18 protein-coding genes and 1 pseudogene are annotated in these 15,954 nt (G+C 67.8%); 4 read left to right on the top strand and 15 right to left on the bottom strand.

Going from position 1 to position 15,954, the window contains the following annotated elements; translation table 11 throughout:
- Positions 1-101: 101 nt before the first annotated feature.
- The 11 genes and pseudogenes from LI92_RS08010 to LI92_RS07965 form a co-directional block, all read right to left on the bottom strand.
- Positions 102-290, bottom strand: coding sequence for a hypothetical protein (locus tag LI92_RS08010; RefSeq protein ID WP_046317835.1), 189 nt, complete (start codon positions 288-290; stop codon positions 102-104).
- Between the two features lie 2 nt (positions 291-292).
- Complete coding sequence (locus tag LI92_RS08005) at positions 293-1,750, bottom strand: phage major capsid protein (RefSeq protein WP_286134934.1); 1,458 nt, start codon at positions 1,748-1,750, stop codon at positions 293-295.
- A 14-nt stretch (positions 1,751-1,764) separates the two neighbouring features.
- On the bottom strand, positions 1,765-2,034 hold the full coding sequence (locus tag LI92_RS08000) for a hypothetical protein (RefSeq protein WP_046317829.1): 270 nt from the start codon (positions 2,032-2,034) through the stop codon (positions 1,765-1,767).
- A 332-nt stretch (positions 2,035-2,366) separates the two neighbouring features.
- Complete coding sequence (locus LI92_RS07995; RefSeq protein WP_152665380.1) at positions 2,367-3,098, bottom strand: hypothetical protein; 732 nt, start codon at positions 3,096-3,098, stop codon at positions 2,367-2,369.
- A gap of 29 nt (positions 3,099-3,127) precedes the next feature.
- Positions 3,128-3,295 carry a hypothetical protein gene (locus tag LI92_RS23705; protein WP_192830004.1) on the bottom strand — a complete coding sequence of 56 codons (168 nt, stop codon included), beginning with the start codon at positions 3,293-3,295 and terminating at the stop codon, positions 3,128-3,130.
- Positions 3,292-3,525 carry a helix-turn-helix domain-containing protein gene (locus LI92_RS22220; protein WP_502691414.1) on the bottom strand — a complete coding sequence of 78 codons (234 nt, stop codon included), beginning with the start codon at positions 3,523-3,525 and terminating at the stop codon, positions 3,292-3,294. The genes LI92_RS23705 and LI92_RS22220 overlap by 4 nt, the downstream gene beginning before the upstream one ends.
- A gap of 114 nt (positions 3,526-3,639) precedes the next feature.
- Positions 3,640-4,050: a hypothetical protein gene (locus LI92_RS07985; RefSeq protein WP_152665379.1), complete on the bottom strand. Its 411-nt coding sequence runs from the start codon at positions 4,048-4,050 to the stop codon at positions 3,640-3,642.
- A complete protein-coding gene (locus LI92_RS07980; protein WP_046317824.1) occupies positions 4,047-5,534 on the bottom strand; it encodes a recombinase family protein in 1,488 nt (495 codons plus the stop codon). Before LI92_RS07980 ends, LI92_RS07985 begins: the two co-directional genes overlap by 4 nt.
- Before the next feature lie 25 nt (positions 5,535-5,559).
- Positions 5,560-6,729, bottom strand: a pseudogene (locus LI92_RS07975) (HNH endonuclease signature motif containing protein); the annotation flags it as partial.
- 55 nt (positions 6,730-6,784) lie between these two features.
- Complete coding sequence (gene polA, locus LI92_RS07970) at positions 6,785-9,520, bottom strand: DNA polymerase I (protein ID WP_046317822.1); 2,736 nt, start codon at positions 9,518-9,520, stop codon at positions 6,785-6,787.
- Positions 9,521-9,549: 29 nt separating this feature from the next.
- A complete protein-coding gene (locus tag LI92_RS07965; protein WP_046317820.1) occupies positions 9,550-9,837 on the bottom strand; it encodes a putative quinol monooxygenase in 288 nt (95 codons plus the stop codon).
- A gap of 115 nt (positions 9,838-9,952) precedes the next feature.
- Here LI92_RS07965 and LI92_RS07960 point away from each other — a divergent pair, with 115 nt between their 5' ends.
- From LI92_RS07960 to LI92_RS07950, 3 genes are read left to right on the top strand one after another with little or no spacing between them, the layout of a single operon-like run.
- Positions 9,953-10,402: a Zn-ribbon domain-containing OB-fold protein gene (locus tag LI92_RS07960; RefSeq protein ID WP_046317818.1), complete on the top strand. Its 450-nt coding sequence runs from the start codon at positions 9,953-9,955 to the stop codon at positions 10,400-10,402.
- A complete protein-coding gene (locus tag LI92_RS07955; RefSeq protein WP_046317816.1) occupies positions 10,395-11,591 on the top strand; it encodes a lipid-transfer protein in 1,197 nt (398 codons plus the stop codon). Before LI92_RS07960 ends, LI92_RS07955 begins: the two co-directional genes overlap by 8 nt.
- Positions 11,592-11,604: 13 nt before the next feature.
- Positions 11,605-11,835, top strand: a complete 231-nt coding sequence (locus LI92_RS07950) for a DUF167 domain-containing protein (protein WP_046317814.1) — start codon at positions 11,605-11,607, stop codon at positions 11,833-11,835.
- A 9-nt stretch (positions 11,836-11,844) separates the two neighbouring features.
- Here the strand turns inward: LI92_RS07950 and prcA are convergent, their stop codons facing one another.
- From prcA to dop, 4 genes are all read right to left on the bottom strand, one after another.
- Positions 11,845-12,567 (bottom strand): proteasome subunit alpha, encoded by a 723-nt coding sequence (gene prcA, locus LI92_RS07945; protein ID WP_046317812.1) that lies wholly within the window; start codon positions 12,565-12,567, stop codon positions 11,845-11,847.
- Positions 12,564-13,445 (bottom strand): proteasome subunit beta, encoded by an 882-nt coding sequence (prcB, locus tag LI92_RS07940; RefSeq protein ID WP_046317810.1) that lies wholly within the window; start codon positions 13,443-13,445, stop codon positions 12,564-12,566. The genes prcA and prcB overlap by 4 nt, the downstream gene beginning before the upstream one ends.
- Entirely contained in the window at positions 13,442-13,636 is a 195-nt protein-coding gene (locus LI92_RS07935) for a ubiquitin-like protein Pup (protein WP_024441366.1), read from the bottom strand. Before LI92_RS07935 ends, prcB begins: the two co-directional genes overlap by 4 nt.
- Positions 13,637-13,718: 82 nt before the next feature.
- Complete coding sequence (gene dop / locus LI92_RS07930; protein WP_046317808.1) at positions 13,719-15,227, bottom strand: depupylase/deamidase Dop; 1,509 nt, start codon at positions 15,225-15,227, stop codon at positions 13,719-13,721.
- Positions 15,228-15,342: 115 nt separating this feature from the next.
- Between dop and LI92_RS07925 the strand changes: the two genes are divergently transcribed.
- The gene (locus tag LI92_RS07925) at positions 15,343-15,951 is read left to right on the top strand and encodes a hypothetical protein (RefSeq protein ID WP_502691415.1); all 609 of its coding nucleotides are present in this window, start codon (positions 15,343-15,345) and stop codon (positions 15,949-15,951) included.
- The last annotated feature ends 3 nt before the right edge of the window (positions 15,952-15,954 follow it).

Below are 15,954 nucleotides of genomic sequence, written 5' to 3'. Positions count from 1 at the left end.
GCCCGTGAGCGCCTGTTTGGACTGTTGCCGGATCACGCAGCATTTGGCGATGGTGGTGCTGCTGCCGGTGTGCGCTGACAGCGCCAGCAGCGGCGCCATGTTCATTGCGGTTGGCGTGTTCCCGAGACGATGGCTGGCTGCACCAGCCGGACCCCGCCGATGAGGTGAGAACGCAATACGCCCGCCTGGACGGCGGCTCGCACGGCTCTCACGCTGAGGTTCATCTGTTCTGCAGCTTCGCTGATCTCGACGTAGCCCTCTTCGGTGAGGTTCGCCCAGTCGGTCTCCACGGCTACTCGTCGGTCAGTGCGACGACGGCGAATGCTGCCGGCTGCAGGTGGCCGACTCCGACGCGGCATTCGGCCCGCAGGGTCGCGGTGTTGGTTTTGAAGTTCTCACCGGAGGCATCGATGTCCAGGCGCATCTGTTCGCGGACGTAGAGACGCAGCTTGCTCCAGTCGCCGAGGATCGCGGTGCCGGCTGGCACCGAGGTGCTGGTGACGCGCTGGATGCCGGGACCGCCCAGGATGTTCGCGGAGCCGGTGAGGCCGTTGGTGTACCCGTCGTGCAGGAAGGGTCCGGGCTCACCCCCGGGGGATTCCTCCCCGGGAAGGTTCCAGCGGGCTAGGTCGATGCGGGCGGCGTCCTCGGGGTGCAACACCCAGGCGTTGGGTTGCACGGCGGCGACCTGCAGCGCGGTCAAGGCTGATCGCATGGTTGTGCCCAGTTCACCGGCCCATTCGACCTCGGTCGTGCCGTCTACCGTGAGGACGCCCTCCAGGTTGATGCCGGTCCCGCTGCCCTGAATGACTTGGCGTTCGAGCGAATCGGTGACGCCTTCGACCATTTCGTTCTCCAGCCAGTGGACGATTTCAACGTGGTCTTGCCAGTAGCGGATCGGGACACCCTCGGACAGGTGGGCGAGGACGACGGCGGTCCCGGTCACCGGCACCATGGTGTAGGTGCTGGTGGGCTTTTCACCGTGATCAGCGACCGGCGCGGCGGCGGTCGTCCGCACGGTCTGGCGCAGGTATTCGAATGCGACGCCGTTGGTCAAGGTTTTACGGGTCGTCAGAAGATCGATGAGACGGTTGGGTCGGGGCAGTGCTTCGACCTGCGACTCGATCAACGACGGGAGGTCAATGCTGCCGGAGACGATGGCTCGGGATTCGCCGCCCATCGACTCGATGGCGGTGGCGGTGAGGTCGGCCCAGCCGCCGCGTGAGCCGGAACTGTCGACAACGGCTTGTGCCGATGCCGCGAGGATGGCGGTGGGGTTGCCGCGACCCGCACGGTTCCAGTGTTGGATTCGTCGGTTGTATTCGTTAACGCCGTCAGTCAGCTCGCGGAATTCGCGGTCCTCGGCGGGCGTCAGGTGGTCTCGGCCGGCGGCCGCGACGGTGTCTGTGATGGCCGCGCGTCGGGCGTTGAGAGTGTCGCGGGCCTCGGTGAGCTTTTCGAGCGATTGCATGAGGAGCCTCCATTGGGCTGAAGTTGCGCTGCGGTGCAGCAGGATTGAGCGGTTGCGGAGTAGGGCCGCGCGCAGTGCCAGCGCGATTCGGCCTGGGGTGTTCGACCGGGCAGTGCCAGCCTCGGACGTCGAACGAGGTTGCCGTCCGCAGTGCCAGCGGTCGGCGGTGTGAAGTTGTGTGGCCCGTTCGGGGCCGCCCCTCAGTGCCAGAGGGGCGGCCCCGCCGCCAGGGCTTGGGAGGAAGGGCTCCCAACTTCGGATACTACTCGATTGAAACAATCACAACAGAGTTGTCAGGGCGTGGCGCGCAGCTGGTCTAGGGCCGCGAGGGCCGCGTCGTCGAGCCACCGCTGCACCTTGGCGGGGTCAGGAGCCATGGCGCGTAGCGCAGCCAAGAATTCCCGCAGCGCCGCTTCGAGCAGAGTGACGGCGAAACCGGAGGGTCGGCTGGCCAAACCCGCTAGCACCGCCTGCGTACCAGCTATGTCGCCGGAGTGGAGTTGGCTGGCCAGACGTAGGAAGTCGGCGCGCGCCGCCACGTCGGCGGTCGTGGGGTCAGTCATCTTTGATCCTTTGTTTGGGGGGGGAGGTGTTTGGCCAGCAACGATGCCGCTGGGGCGTTGATGGAGAGGTTCGGTGAAATCACGCTGGGTAGGCGCCAATTCACCCGTAGAGGGGTCGGCGGCACTCAACGGCTGCTCTACTCCACTCTGCTGGTCATTCACCTCTGTAGGTGGGCGCTGGCAGCCCGCAACGATGCGACCAACGTGCGGTACCCGCAACACTTGGCCGCGATGATCACGGCACCACGCCCCGGCCTCAGCGACACAGCACGGGCACGGCGTCGCGGCGGCGCCCGTCGTCCAATACGCCGCGATGACCGGTCGCGCGGCCGTCATGTGGTGGTCCAGGCCGGAGTCGCCCGCATGCTTGCGTGCTTGGCCGCGTCCGCACACGAGGCGCAGAGGTCCGGCCGCCACGTTGCTTCCGTCCGTCGTTCGGCCTCGACCACGCCGCTGCAGCGGGCACAGCGCTTTGGTTCCCCTTCACATACATCTACAGCTACACCTACAACTGTGGGTATCCGATGGGGTATCGATGGGGCATGCGATGCGGTATCCGATGGGGTATCGGGAGATTCCAGGGAAGCCAACACCCCAACGGCCGCGACGCTTGCCGTCAGCTCCATGACGGCCCGCTCAACGGCCGTGTTCATGGCCATCACCTTGGCCGCCTTCTCGGCGTCAGGCGGAACCTCCCGCACCGGGACGGGTAGGCCCGTGAACATCGCCGCCACGGCCTGTCGCAGTCGCCGCGACCGGATCGTCATGACGGCCCGCGCCGCCGAGATATACCGCTGCGGACCGCCCTTGAGCGCACCGTCTAACTGCATGAACGGGCGCAGCCACAGCTGACCCTCGTCGTAATCCACCCATCCCGCGCGCCGAAGGACTGCCGCGTCCTCTTTGACGTCGTCCTCGCTGAGACCGTCTGCCGCATTGGCCCACTCGGTGCGCTGAATCGATATCGTTCCGGCCATGGTCAAATCAGGGTGCAGCCACAGCCATATGAGCAGGCGTTGCGCCCGCGCCGGAAGGGCGCGAAATTCGCTGTCGTTGAACAGCACTGCGGGAAACATCGCGTGACCCCGTGCCATCAGATCGCCACCGTCCGGTCGTTGGTGTGTTCAGCTGGCATCGCACCGTCGATCCGGACCGGCTTCAGCAGCTCGAACAGTCGGTCACGCTGGCTGGTGCTCAGTTTGGGCGCCTCGGAAACGAGGCGGTCAATGTAGGCCTGGACGCCGGCGGGTAGGTCGCTCATGCGGGACCACCACGGAATGGCTGCATCGCAGCGTCAACCTCGTTGAGATCCAACCGGGTCAGTCGTTTGCCTGCCCGGTATCCGCTGAGGCGACCGTCAGCGATCATGGCGCGGATTGTGTTGGGGGTGACACCGATGTGTTCGGCTGCATCGGCTACCGACACCCATCGGCGCGGCTTGTGGGCCAAGCCCGGGGGTGAATCGCTGGAGTTGGTTGGCAGGACTGCCATTTCGTTCCCCTTGGACAGCTCAGAATGAGCCGTCTAATCCCTACTAGGACAAGGGAGACGAACAGGTCCACTATAAGTGAAAATACTGACAGTTAGCCAGCGCCCTGCGGAACGTCAGCGACGATGGCGAGCTTTTTGCAATGCTGCGTTGACGGTCAGGAACAGTTGGAACGACACCTGAACGTGGCCTCGGTCGTTCCTCGGCAGTTCATCGGCGCCGGTGTCGATGCGCGCGAACACTTCGTTCATGGTCATAGAACCGACGGTGGCCTTGCGAGCGCATCCGCGGTCACACGGACACGCGATGTGGTACCGCAGTTGGTCGCCACGCTGGTTGTACGTCGTCAATTGCTCCAACTCGCCGTCGGCGAACTGCCTCGCGACCACGGTCCCATCGGATCCGGTGCCCAGCATAGCGACGATGTAGTCGATTCTTTCGGTGAGCTCATCCCAGACCCGGGCCGCGGCCATGACGGGGTGCGGTGGCGAGCACTGTCTATCACAGTCGCAGAGGACGTCGATCATTGGAGCCACTCCACCTTGACCCGCTCGGGGTCGAACACGCGTCCTCGCTTGCCGACCGGCGCGACCGACAGCACCATCAGAACTCCGATGACCGCGCGAAACCGATCCGGCGATAGGTCAGCGACCGCTGCCCGAACCTCCGGTCGCCCCAGTGGCAGGCCGTCGAACACTCGGACCCGTTCGGCATCCTGCTGCTGGCGGTCCAAGTCGCCCAGTTGTTCGTTGATCCGCTCGGTCATGCGCCGGTAACCAGCCCCGTCGATTAGCCCGTCGGCCCGCTCGTCGGCAATCTCATCGAGCCTCACGAGCAGGGTCTGCCGCTGAATGCGGAACTGGGCGGCTTCAGCTTCGTCATGCTCGGTCGACTTGAGTAGGTCCACCGCGTCCGGGCGGGCCAAACGGTCAGCCACCAGCCCGCGAACCAACGGTTCAACGTGGTGAGCGCGGATACCGCACCGGCGACATTTCTTGCAGGAGTATGCGATTGAGTGGGCTTTCTCGTCGCTTCGGCGGCGCACCCCACCGGACTTCAATCGGCCGGGCTGGCCGCCCGTCGGCTGCATCACCCAGGAACCAGACAGGTGGTGACCGCAGTTGCCGCAGCCAAGGACGCCGGTCAGCAGGTGTCGGCGCACCGCCTTTCGGCCAGGCTTGCGGCCTGGTGCATCCATGACGTTCTGCACGGCCCGCCACAAGGGCTCCGACACCAACGCCGGCCAGGTACCGATACCAATGATCTCGCCGCGGTGCGCACGTAGGCCCGCGTTGCGCGGTGACCGCAGGAACAAGCTGACCGTCGAGCGGTTCCACGGCGTTCCGTTGAGCCCGTGGGCTCCTGCGTCATTAAACAGGTTCGCCACGTCGATCAGCGAGGCACCCGCCAGGATCGCGCGATACGCCTCCGCGACCAGAGGACCGGTCTGCGGGTTGATCTCCCGCTCGCCGGTGTCGTCCTCCTTACGCCCCTCATACGGCAGGTAGCCGAAGGCCTGCCGCCACTTCGGCCGACCAGACTCCGCACGCTGCTTGGCGGCCCGTAACTGCCGCACCCGCATCATCGCGATCTCGTGCTCCGAGACGGCCGTCTTTACCTGCGCCATCATCACGCCGGTCGGGCTACTGAGGTCGATGTCGCCCTGACCGGTGGTGGCCAGCAGGATCGGCCGGCCCACCGCGGCGAAGAACTCCCGCAGCTCTTCCAGCTCCCGCATCATTCGCCAGCCCCGGTCCTGATCCCATGCGGCGATGGCGTCGATACGGCCCGCCTTGATGTCGGCCAATAGGCGGTCCCACTCCGGCCGCGCCTTGCCACGCGATGCTGAAACGTCGTTGTCGCAGTACAGTTCCGCGACCGCCCACCCCTTTAGCTCGCACAGCGCGGCGGTGTCCTCCCGCTGCCGGGCGACGCCCGCCCGCTTGTCCCTGGGATCGGAGGAGATGCGGAGGTAGCACCCGGCCCTGACCTGCTGCTTTGCCCCGTCCATACGTAGAGCGTATCTCAGGTAGTCGGTAATGTGTGCGGCAATAACACTTCAGATTCGACGCATGGGTCGGCCCGCCGTCGCCGAAAGCGATCGTGTGGTCGACGTCGCAGTCGGCCGCCGGCCGGTCGCACCCCGGCCAGCGGCACGTCAGGTCCCGGCAACGCACGAAATCCGCGAGCGCCTTCGACGGCACGTAACCGGACTCGGCCGGTGCATCGGCAGGGTGCACCAGCGGCACCGACCGGGCCGACTTGGCCAGCTCTGCGATCAGCTCCGGCGGGAGCAGGCCGTCGGCCTCCACCAGTGATCCCGGCTCCTCGCCCACACCGGCGACAGTGGCCTGCTCGGCGATCACGTGAATGACGACCGGCGACGCTCCCGGGCGCCCTCGCGCCGAACAGTCCGGGCGACCGCAGCGACAGCCCAGCCGATCCGCCCGCGCCGCCAGCGCGCCCATCGCGTCGGCACGCCGCTGGCCGAGGTCGCGCGGATCGTGCTCGCACACCGTGGCGGCCAACGCATCCAGCGCCTTGTCCACAGCGCGGGCATCGGGGGTGAACAGGCTGCCGCGGATCTCCGACATACCGCCCTCGGCGAAGTCTTCGATGACGATCTCGCGTTCGGCCTGCCGCTCTCGACGGCGCCGCACCGCATCCCTGTCGGCCTTGGCGACGACCTTGTCGATGCGCCCCGCCAGCCGGCTCAGGGTCAACGACGGCCAGCGGGCCACCTGGGCCGCGAGCTGACCGTCCACCGCCGCCAGCACGTCAGGGTCGGTGATCAGACCGGTGCGGTACACGATCGTCTGGAACAGTCTGATGTCGATATCGCCGGCCTTGAACACCTGCGCCACCTTGGGCAACTGCTCGCGCATCGCCCGCGCGTACCGCAGACGGCTCGCCGCCAGCCCCTGGCTGATCCGCAGGCCCGCGGCAATCTCGGCGGCCACCGCCGCCTCGGTGTCCACGGCCCACTGCGCGGTCTCGCCGCACTGGCTCAACCTCAGCGCGAACAACTCGCCGATTGCGGCCAGGTGCGCCGCGGCGGCCCGATTCTCCGCCCGCGCCGTGGCACGGATGTGTTCCACCAGGGCAGCTGATTCCGGTGTCTTGGGCGGGTAGCGCCGCCGGAACCGCTCGTTGAGCCGGGCGATGGACTCCGCGGTGGGAACCGTCAACCCGGGTTGTTCGAACATACTTTCGATTGTAGCGACGGGGTCCGACAACAACGCTCCGTCGGCGTTCGGCGGATCAGTGCGCGGCCGCGTCCCAACTGCGCCCGTAGCCGACCGCGACCTCCAGCGGAACGCTGAGCGGATAGGCGCTGCCCATCTTGTCGCGCACCAGGGCTTCCAGCGCCTCGCGTTCGCCGTCGGCCACCTCGAACAGCAGCTCGTCGTGCACCTGCAGCAGCATCCGCGAACGCAGGCCCGAGTCCTTCAGCGCCCGGTCGACGTTGATCATCGCCACCTTGATGATGTCGGCGGCGCTGCCCTGGATCGGGGCGTTGAGCGCCGCCCGCTCCGCGGACTCCCGCACCTGGCGGTTGCTGCTGTCCAGCTCCGGCAGGTACCGGCGCCGGCCCAGCACCGTCGAGGTGTAGCCGTCCTTGCGGGCCTGCTCGACCACCTCGTGCAGGTAGTCGCGTACCCGGCCGAAGCGGTCGAAGTAGGCGTCCATCTGCTCTTTGGCCTCTTCGGTGGAGATCTTGAGCTGGGCGGCCAGCCCGTAGGCACTCAGCCCGTACGCCAGGCCGTAGGACATCGCCTTGACGCGGCGGCGCATGTCCGGGGTCACCTCGTCGATGGGCACCGAGAAGGCGCGCGACCCGACGAAGGAGTGCAGGTCCTCACCGGTGTTGAACGCCTCGATGAGGCCCGCGTCGCCCGACAGGTGCGCCATGATGCGCATCTCGATCTGGCTGTAGTCGACGGTCATCAGCTCGCGGTAGCCCGCACCGACGACGAACGCGTCCCGGATCTGCCGGCCGGCGTCGGTGCGGATCGGGATGTTCTGCAGGTTGGGTTCGGTGGACGACAACCTTCCCGTCGCGGCGATCGTCTGGTTCAAGGTGGTGTGTATCCGGCCATCGGAGGCAACCGATTTGAGCAATCCGTCGACGGTCACCTTCAGCCGGGTGACGTCGCGGTGGGTCAGCAAGTGTTCGAGGAACGGGTGGCCGGTCTTGTCGAACAACGACTGCAGCGCGTCGGCGTCGGTGGTGTAGCCGGTCTTGGTCTTCTTGGTCTTGGGCATGCCCAGCTCGTCGAAGAGCACCACCTGCAGCTGTTTGGGCGAGCCCAGGTTGATCTGCTTGCCGATCACCGCGTAGGCGGCCTCGGCGGCATCGCGAATCTGGTCGCCGAACCGGCTCTGCAGCCGGCTCAGGTGATCGAGGTCGACACCGATCCCGGCGTGCTCCAGCTCGGCCAGCACCTGTTGCAGGGGCAACTCGATGTCGGCGAGCAGGCCGGCCGAATCGATGCGGGCCAGTTCGGTGTCGAGCGCGTCGGCCAGGTCGGTGACCGCCCGGGCCCGCAGAATCGCGGTCTGCACGGCCTGATCGTCGACGCCTTCGGTGTCATCCAGCAGCGAAAGCTGCTGCTGCTCATCGGTTTCAGCGCGCAGCTCCCGGCGCAGGTAGCGCACCGAGAGATCGTCGAGGCTGAAGCTGCGCTGGCCGGGCCGCACCAGGTAGGCGGCCAGGGCGGTGTCGGCGGTGACGCCCTCCAACCTCCAGCCGCGCCCGGCCAGATCGTGGATGGCCAGCTTCGCCTCGTGCAGCGCCTTGGGTTGGGCCGGGTCGGCCAGCCAAGCGGCCAGCGCGGCATCGTCTTCGGCGGTCAGCGTCGCGGTGTCGATGTAGCCGCCCTCGCCGTCCGCCGACGACAGGGCCAGGGCGGTGGCGTCGCTGTCGAAGCTGCGGTGGGTGCCGATGACGGCCAGCCCGGTACGGCGACCGTCAGCGGCGTGCTGGGCCAGCCAGGACGCCACCGTCCCGGGCTCCAGGGCGCCGCCGCGCACCTCGAAACCCTCCTCGGCCTCGGGCACCGTGCCCCCGGCGGTGGACAACGTCTCGAACAGCCGGTCGCGCAGCACCCGGAACTCGAGGTCGTCGAAGAGCTGGTGGATCTGCTCGCGGTCCCAGGGCACCAGCCGCAGGGTGTCCGGGGTCTGGGCCATCGGCACATTGCGCACCAGGTCGGTCAGTTCGCGGTTGAGGATGACGGTGGACAGGTTGGCGCGCAACGCATCTCCGACCTTGCCCTTGACCGTGTCCACCTGGTCCACCAGACCCTGCAGGGACCCGTACTCCGAGATCCACTTGGAGGCGGTCTTCTCCCCCACGCCGGGAATGCCCGGCAGATTGTCGCTGGGGTCGCCGCGCAGCGCCGCGAAGTCCGGGTACTGCGTCGGCGTCAAGCCGTACTTCTCGACGACCGCGTCCGGGGTGAAGCGGGTCAGGTCGCTGACGCCCTTGCGGGGGTAGAGCACGGTGATGTTCTCGTTGACCAGCTGCAGCGCGTCGCGGTCGCCGGTGACCACCAGCACCCGGTAGCCCTCGGCGTCGGCCTGGGTGGCCAGGGTGGCGATCAGGTCGTCGGCCTCGTAGCCGGGCTCGGACAAGGCGGTGATGCCCAGCGCGGCCAACACCTCTTTGGTGATGTCGATCTGGCCGCGGAACTCATCGGGTGTGCTCGAGCGGGTGGCCTTGTACTCCGGGAATCGCTCGGAGCGGAAGGTCTGCCGGGAGACGTCGAACGCCGCGGCCACATGGGAGGGGGCCTCGTCGCGCAGCAGATTGATCAACATCGCGGTGAACCCGTAGACGGCGTTGGTGGTCAGGCCGCTGCGCGTCTTGAAGTTCTCCGCGGGAAGTGCGTAGAAGGCGCGGTACGCCAGCGAGTTTCCGTCGAGAAGCAGCAGCGTCGGTTTGGTCTGGGTGTCTTGCGCAGCAGCGGTGGAGGCGGTCTGGGCTGGGCTCACGCAGACAACTCTAGGCACTGCCGCCGACGTCAGGTCAGCGGTCGCTGTTCGGTGACGTCGTACTCGGCGACCGCGGCCGAGAGGATCGCGGTGGCCTGCTCGTCGCCGGGCCCGCTGCCGCGAAACGCTTCCACCGCGGCCCGCGATTCCCACCGTTCGAAGATGTCGACGCGGCCCGGGTCGAGAAGGTCGGCGGTGATCGCAAAGTCCAGGCATCCCGGCGCGCTGCGCGCTTGGCGCACGACGTCGCGGCACTGCTGCAGATAGCCGTCCCGTTGACCGGGATCCACCGTCAGATGTCCTGCGACGATCACCATTGCCGAAACCCTCCGTTTTGCGTGTCTGACCTGGCCACCCTAGGTCGGCGCACCAGTCGGCCCGGTGACTGGAACACGTTTCAATTTCACCGGCGTTGTTCGGTACGCTGACCGGGTGCCAGATGTAGCCTCGCAGCCCGCGATCGACGGGTGGTACGCCACCGACGACGCCGGCCTCCCCCACCTGATCGGCGCGAAGTGCCCGAAATGCGGCACCTACGTGTTCCCGCCGCGTGAGAACAACTGCCCCAACCCCGCCTGCGACGGCGACACCCTGGAGCCGGTCGCACTGTCGCGGCGCGGCACCATCTGGAGCTACACCGAGAACCGGTACCTGCCGCCGGCCCCGTACCCGCCGAGCGACCCGTTCGAGCCGTTCGCGATCGCCGCGGTGGAACTGGCCGACGAAGGCCTGATCGTGCTGGGCAAGGTGGTCGAGGGCACGCTGGCCGCGGACCTCAAGGTCGGCATGGAGATGGAACTGACCACCATGCCGCTCTACACCGACGACGACGGCGTCACGCGCACGGTTTACGCATGGAAGAAGGTGGACTCCAATGGCTGAACCGTTGTACATCCTGGGTGCGGGCATGCACCCGTGGGGCAAGTGGGGCCGCGACTTCACCGAATACGGGGTGGTCGCCGCCCGTGCCGCGCTGGCCGACGCCGGCCTGGACGCCCAGCAGATCCAGTTCATCGCCGGCGCGGACACCATCCGCAACGGCTACCCGGGCTTCATCGCCGGTTCGACGTTCGCCCAGAAACTGGGCTGGAACGGGGTTCCGGTGTCGTCGAGCTACGCGGCCTGCGCCTCCGGTTCGCAGGCCCTGCAGAGCGCCCGGGCCCAAATCCTGGCCGGCTTCTGCGACGTGGCGCTGGTGATCGGCGCCGACACCACCCCCAAGGGCGCGTTCGCCCCGGTCGGCGGTGAGCGTAAGAACGACCCGGACTGGCAGCGCTTCCACCTGATCGGTGCGATGAACCCGGTCTACTTCGCGCTGCTGGCCCGCCGCCGGATGGACCTCTACGGTGCCACCGCCGAGGACTTCGCCCAGGTCAAGGTGAAGAACTCCCGGCACGGCCTGTCCAACCCGAACGCCCGCTACCGCAAAGAGGCCTCGGTGGACGACGTGCTGGCCAGCCCGGTGGTCTCCGACCCGCTGCGCCAGCTCGACATCTGCGCGACCTCCGACGGTGCCGCCGCGCTGATCGTGGCCAGCGCGGAATTCGCCCGCAAGCACCTGGGTTCGCTCGAAGGCGTGCCGGCGGTGCGCGCGGTGTCCACCGTGACTCCGCGCTACCCGCAGCACCTGCCCGAATTGCCGGACATCGCAACCGATTCCACCGCGGTGGTGCCGGCCCCGGAGCGGGTCTTCAAAGACCAGATCCTGGACGCGGCCTACGCCGAGGCCGGGATCGGACCCGAGGACGTCAGCCTGGCGGAGGTCTATGACCTGTCCACCGCGCTGGAGATCGACTGGTACGAGCACCTGGGCCTGTGCGCCAAGGGCGAGGGCGAGCAGCTGCTGCGCAGCGGCGCCACCACCCTGGGCGGCCGGGTGCCGGTGAACCCGTCGGGCGGGCTGGCCTGCTTCGGCGAGGCGATCCCGGCGCAGGCGATCGCCCAGGTCTGCGAGCTGACCTGGCAGTTGCGCGGTCAGGCCACCGGCCGGCAGGTCGAGGGCGCCAAGGTGGGCGTGACGGCCAACCAGGGCCTGTTCGGCCACGGCTCGTCGGTGATCGTCGCCCGGTAATTCGGGCCGCGCGATGACCGAAACCGTCGTCGTCAGGGTCAAACCGGGCAGCCGCAAAGGCCCCCTGGTCGAGACCGACGACGACGGGCAGCTGACCGTCTACGTGCGCGAGCCCGCCGTGGACGGCAAGGCCAACGCCGCCGTCATCCGGGTGCTGGCCGAGCATTTCGGGGTCCCGCGCAGCCGGGTGGAACTGGCGTCCGGCGCGGGAGCGCGCGTCAAGCGTTTCCGGATCGAGCGTTAGGCGCTCGCGCTAGGAACCGGCTTCGGCTTGCGGCAGCATCGATTCCAGCGCGGCGCGGGTGATCCGCCGAAACGCACGCTTGGGCCGGTTGGCATCCAGGATGGCCACCTCCAGGGTGCTCGGACCCAGCTCGCGCGGCTCGGAACCGTTGCCGGTGTCGGTCTGTTTGAGTGCGTTGACCGCAATGTGCAGCGCATCCGCCAGTTCCGCGTTCTCCGCGTAAGACTCCTTGAGCGCGTTGGCCACCGGCTCGGTGGTGCCGCCCATCACCACGAAGTGCGGTTCGTCGGTGATCGACCCGTCGTAGGTGATGCGGTACAGCTCAGGCGCTTTCGTCTGGCCCTGGTAGGCGACGCCGGCGACGCACAACTCCACCTCGTAGGGCTTGGCCTGCTCGGTGAAGATGGTGCCCAGCGTCTGCGCGTAGACGTTGGCCAGCTGACGGGCGGTGACATCGCGCCGGTCGTAGGCGTAGCCGCGGGTGTCGGCGAACTGGATGCCGCCGCGCCGCAGATTCTCGAACTCGTTGATCCGGCCCGCCGCCGCGAAACCCACCCTGTCGTAGAGTTCGCTGATCTTCTGCAGTGAGCGCGAAGGGTTTTCGGCCACGAACAGCACGCCGTCGGCATAGGCCAGGGCCACCACGCTCCGGCCGCGGGCGATACCTTTGCGCGCGAGCTCGCTGCGCTCGCGCATCGCCTGCTCGGGCGAGATGAAGTACGGGAAGCTCATTTCTTACCCCGCTTGGTCGCCGGTGCCGGATCGGTTCCGCGCGTGCGGTTCTCGACCACCGCACGGGCCAGTTCGGCGATCCGCTCCTCGGGGACCTCGACGGCGCCGTGGGCGTCGATGGCGACCGCCGTCGGGTAGATGCCGCGCACCAGGTCCGGCCCGCCGGTGGCCGAGTCGTCGTCGGCGGCGTCGTAGAGCGCCTCGATGGCGACCCGCAGCGCGGAGTCCGAATCGGTGATCTGGCTGTAGAGCTTCTTGATGGACGACTTGGCGAACAGCGAGCCCGAGCCCACCGCCTGGTAGCCCTCGCTCTCGACGTTCCAGCCGCCGGCAGCGTCGAACGACACGATGCGCCCGGCGGTCTGCGGGTCCTCGGCGTCGATGTCATAACCGGCCAGCAGCGGCAGAGCCACAAAGCCCTGCAGCGCGGCGCCGAGGTTTCCGCGCACCATGGTCGACAACCGGTTGACCTTGCCGGCGAACGTCAGCGGCACGCCCTCGAGCTTCTCGTAGTGCTCGAGTTCGACCGCGTAGAGCCGGGCGAACTCGACGGCGATGGCCGCGGTCCCGGCGATACCGGTGGCGGTGTACTCGTCGGTGACGTACACCTTCTGCACATCGCGGCCGGCGATCATGTTGCCCTGCGTGGAACGCCGGTCGCCGGCGATGACGACCCCGCCCGGATACGTCAGCGCCACGATGGTGGTGCCGTGCGGCAGCTGCTCACCGGCCGCTCCGGGGACGGCGGCGGCGGTCGGCAGCAGCTCCGGCGCCTGCAGCCGCAGGAACTCCGAGAACGAGGACAGCCCTACACCGGTGAGCGAAAGTGCGGGAAGTGCTGAATTGAGGGGCAGACGATCACGCGACAGCCAGGTCACTGGCCGCCCTTTTGGACGTAGGCGCGCACGAAGTCCTCGGCGTTCTCCTCCAGCACGTCGTCGATCTCATCCAGCAGGTCATCGGTGTCCTCGGTGAGCTTCTCCCGGCGTTCCTGGCCCGCCGCAGTGCTTCCGGTGAGATCGTCGTCGTCTCCGCCGCCGCCGCCGCGCTTGGTCTGCTCCTGAGCCATTGCCGCCTCCTGAATCTCATCGGCCGCGCATCACCGCTTCCAGTTTCTCCACCCTACCGGTCAGCGCCGACGTTGCCGGGGTCTAGGTGGTGAGTTGCTGGACCAGTTCGGCCGCGCTGTCCACCGAGTCCAGCAGTGCCCCGACGTGCGCCTTACTGCCGCGCAGCGGCTCCAGTGTGGGGATCCGGACCAGCGAATCCCCGCCCAGGTCGAAGATCACCGAGTCCCAGCTCGCGGCGGCGATATCGGCCCCGAACCGGCGCAGGCACTCGCCCCGGAAATAGGCACGGGTGTCAGTCGGGGGGTTGTCGACCGCCGCCAGCACCTGTTGCTCGGTGATCAGGCGCCGCATCGAGCCCCGCGCGACCAGGCGGTTGTACAGGCCCTTGTCCAGCCGCACGTCGGAGTACTGCAGGTCGATCAAATGCAGCCGGGGCGCCGACCAGCTCAGGTTCTCGCGTTGCCGGAAGCCCTCCAGCAGACGCAGCTTCGCCGGCCAGTCCAGCAGATCCGCACACTCCATCGGATCGCGCTCCAGCTGATCGAGCACCCTGGCCCAGGTCTCGATGATGTCGGTGGCGCGCGGATCCGGGTCGCGAGTCTCGACCAGCTTGGCCACTCGGTCCAGGTAGATCCGTTGCAGCGCAAGGCCGGTCATCTCACGGCCGTCCGCCAGCGCGACGGTCGCCCGCAGCGTCGGGTCCCGGCTGATCACATGCACCGCCCGCACCGGCCGGGCCAACACCAGATCACTGAGGTCGATCCCGTGCTCGGGGCCCTCCTCGATCAGGTCCAGGACCAGCGCCGTGGTGCCCACCTTGAGGTAGGTCGACGTCTCGGCGAGGTTGGCGTCGCCGATGATGACGTGCAGCCGGCGGTATTTGTCGGCGTCGGCGTGCGGTTCGTCGCGGGTGTTGATGATGCCGCGCTTGAGCGTGGTCTCCAGGCCCACCTCGACCTCGATGTAGTCGGCGCGCTGGGAGAGCTGAAAGCCGGGCTCGTCCCCGGCCGGACCCAGCCCGACGCGCCCGGAACCGGTGACCACCTGCCGCGACACCAGGAAGGGGGTCAGGCCGGAGATGATCGCCGAGAAGGGCGTCTGCCGGCTCATCAGGTAGTTCTCGTGGGTGCCGTAGGAGGCGCCCTTGTTGTCGATGTTGTTCTTGTACAGCTGCAGCTTGGCCGCGCCCGGAACGCTGGCCACATAGCGGGCGGCGGCCTCCATGACACGCTCACCGGCCTTGTCCCAGATGACCGCGTCCAGCGGATCGGTGACCTCGGGCGCGGAGTATTCGGGATGCGCGTGGTCGACATACAGCCGCGCGCCGTTGGTGAGGATCATGTTGGCCGCGCCGACCTCGTCGGCGTCGATGATCGGCGGCGGCCCGCTCGAGCGGCTCAGGTCGAAGCCACGGGCGTCGCGCAGCGGCGATTCCACCTCGTAGTCCCAGCGGGTGCGCTTGGCACGCGGGATTCCCGCGGCGGCCGCGTAGGCCAGCACCGCCTGAGTGGAGGTGAGAATCGGGTTGGCTGTCGGGTCCGACGGCGAAGCGATGCCGTACTCGACCTCGGTCCCGATGATCCGCTGCATACGGTTCAGCCTAAAGGGGTGCGCGGGTGCTTGAGGAACGAGACCGGTACAGGTGTTGACGCCGGCTTGGACCGGTGGCTAATTTCACTCGGTGCCCGCCGAACAGACCCGCCGGATAACCACCGACGTGTCCGGCAGACGTTACGGCGAGGTGCTGCTCGTCGAGGTCGGTGAGTCCGGTCCGCGCGCCACCGTCTACAACACCTTTCCGCTCAACGACTGCCCCGCCCAGCTGTGGTCCGCGCTGGACCCGCAGGCCATCGCGGCCGAGCACGGTGCGGCCATGGTGCTGCTCAACGGCCCGCGCTACTGGCTGATGAACGCCATCGAAAAGGCGCCGCAGGGCCCGCAGGTCACCGCCACCTTCGGCGGCATCGACATGATCCGGCAGGCCGAGGTGGCGCTGTCGTCGATGAATCCGGGGCCCTACACCGTCAATGAGGTGGACCGGCATGCGGTGTTCGTCTTCGATGCCGGCGAACAGATCTACGAGCTGATCGACCCCGACGGGCGCCGCTGGGTGATGCAGACCTGGAGCCAGGTGGCCGACCCCACCCTCTCGCGAGAGGACCTCGCCGGTCTGGCCGGCCGGCTCAACCTGCCACCGGGCTGGAGCTACCAGCCGCGCGTGTTGACCAGCCCACTGCGCGTGGACACCACAGCCCAAGCCGCCCGGGTGTTACAGGACGACCTGACCAACAGCTACTCGCTGCACAGCGGGTAGCGG

Origin of the sequence: Mycobacterium sp. UM_Kg1, from assembly GCF_000972925.1 — a bacterium.
Classification (GTDB): domain Bacteria; phylum Actinomycetota; class Actinomycetes; order Mycobacteriales; family Mycobacteriaceae; genus Mycobacterium; species Mycobacterium hiberniae.
Note: the sequence above shows the minus strand (reverse complement) of the source record. Positions and strands in the feature narration are given on the sequence as shown.

Excerpts from the sequence above, each read along its gene's own strand:
- LI92_RS08000 (WP_046317829.1), bottom strand. The coding sequence starts at position 2,034 with ATGACTGACCCCACGACCGCCGACGTGGCGGCGCGCGCCGACTTCCTA.
- LI92_RS23705 (WP_192830004.1), bottom strand. The coding sequence starts at position 3,295 with ATGAGCGACCTACCCGCCGGCGTCCAGGCCTACATTGACCGCCTCGTT.
- LI92_RS22220 (WP_502691414.1), bottom strand. The coding sequence starts at position 3,525 with ATGGCAGTCCTGCCAACCAACTCCAGCGATTCACCCCCGGGCTTGGCC.
- LI92_RS07985 (WP_152665379.1), bottom strand. The coding sequence starts at position 4,050 with ATGATCGACGTCCTCTGCGACTGTGATAGACAGTGCTCGCCACCGCAC.
- LI92_RS07980 (WP_046317824.1), bottom strand. The coding sequence starts at position 5,534 with ATGGACGGGGCAAAGCAGCAGGTCAGGGCCGGGTGCTACCTCCGCATC.
- LI92_RS07965 (WP_046317820.1), bottom strand. The coding sequence starts at position 9,837 with ATGGTGATCGTCGCAGGACATCTGACGGTGGATCCCGGTCAACGGGAC.
- LI92_RS07955 (WP_046317816.1), top strand. The coding sequence starts at position 10,395 with ATGGCTGAACCGTTGTACATCCTGGGTGCGGGCATGCACCCGTGGGGC.
- LI92_RS07950 (WP_046317814.1), top strand. The coding sequence starts at position 11,605 with ATGACCGAAACCGTCGTCGTCAGGGTCAAACCGGGCAGCCGCAAAGGC.
- prcA (WP_046317812.1), bottom strand. The coding sequence starts at position 12,567 with ATGAGCTTCCCGTACTTCATCTCGCCCGAGCAGGCGATGCGCGAGCGC.
- LI92_RS07935 (WP_024441366.1), bottom strand. The coding sequence starts at position 13,636 with ATGGCTCAGGAGCAGACCAAGCGCGGCGGCGGCGGCGGAGACGACGAC.
- dop (WP_046317808.1), bottom strand. The coding sequence starts at position 15,227 with ATGCAGCGGATCATCGGGACCGAGGTCGAGTACGGCATCGCTTCGCCG.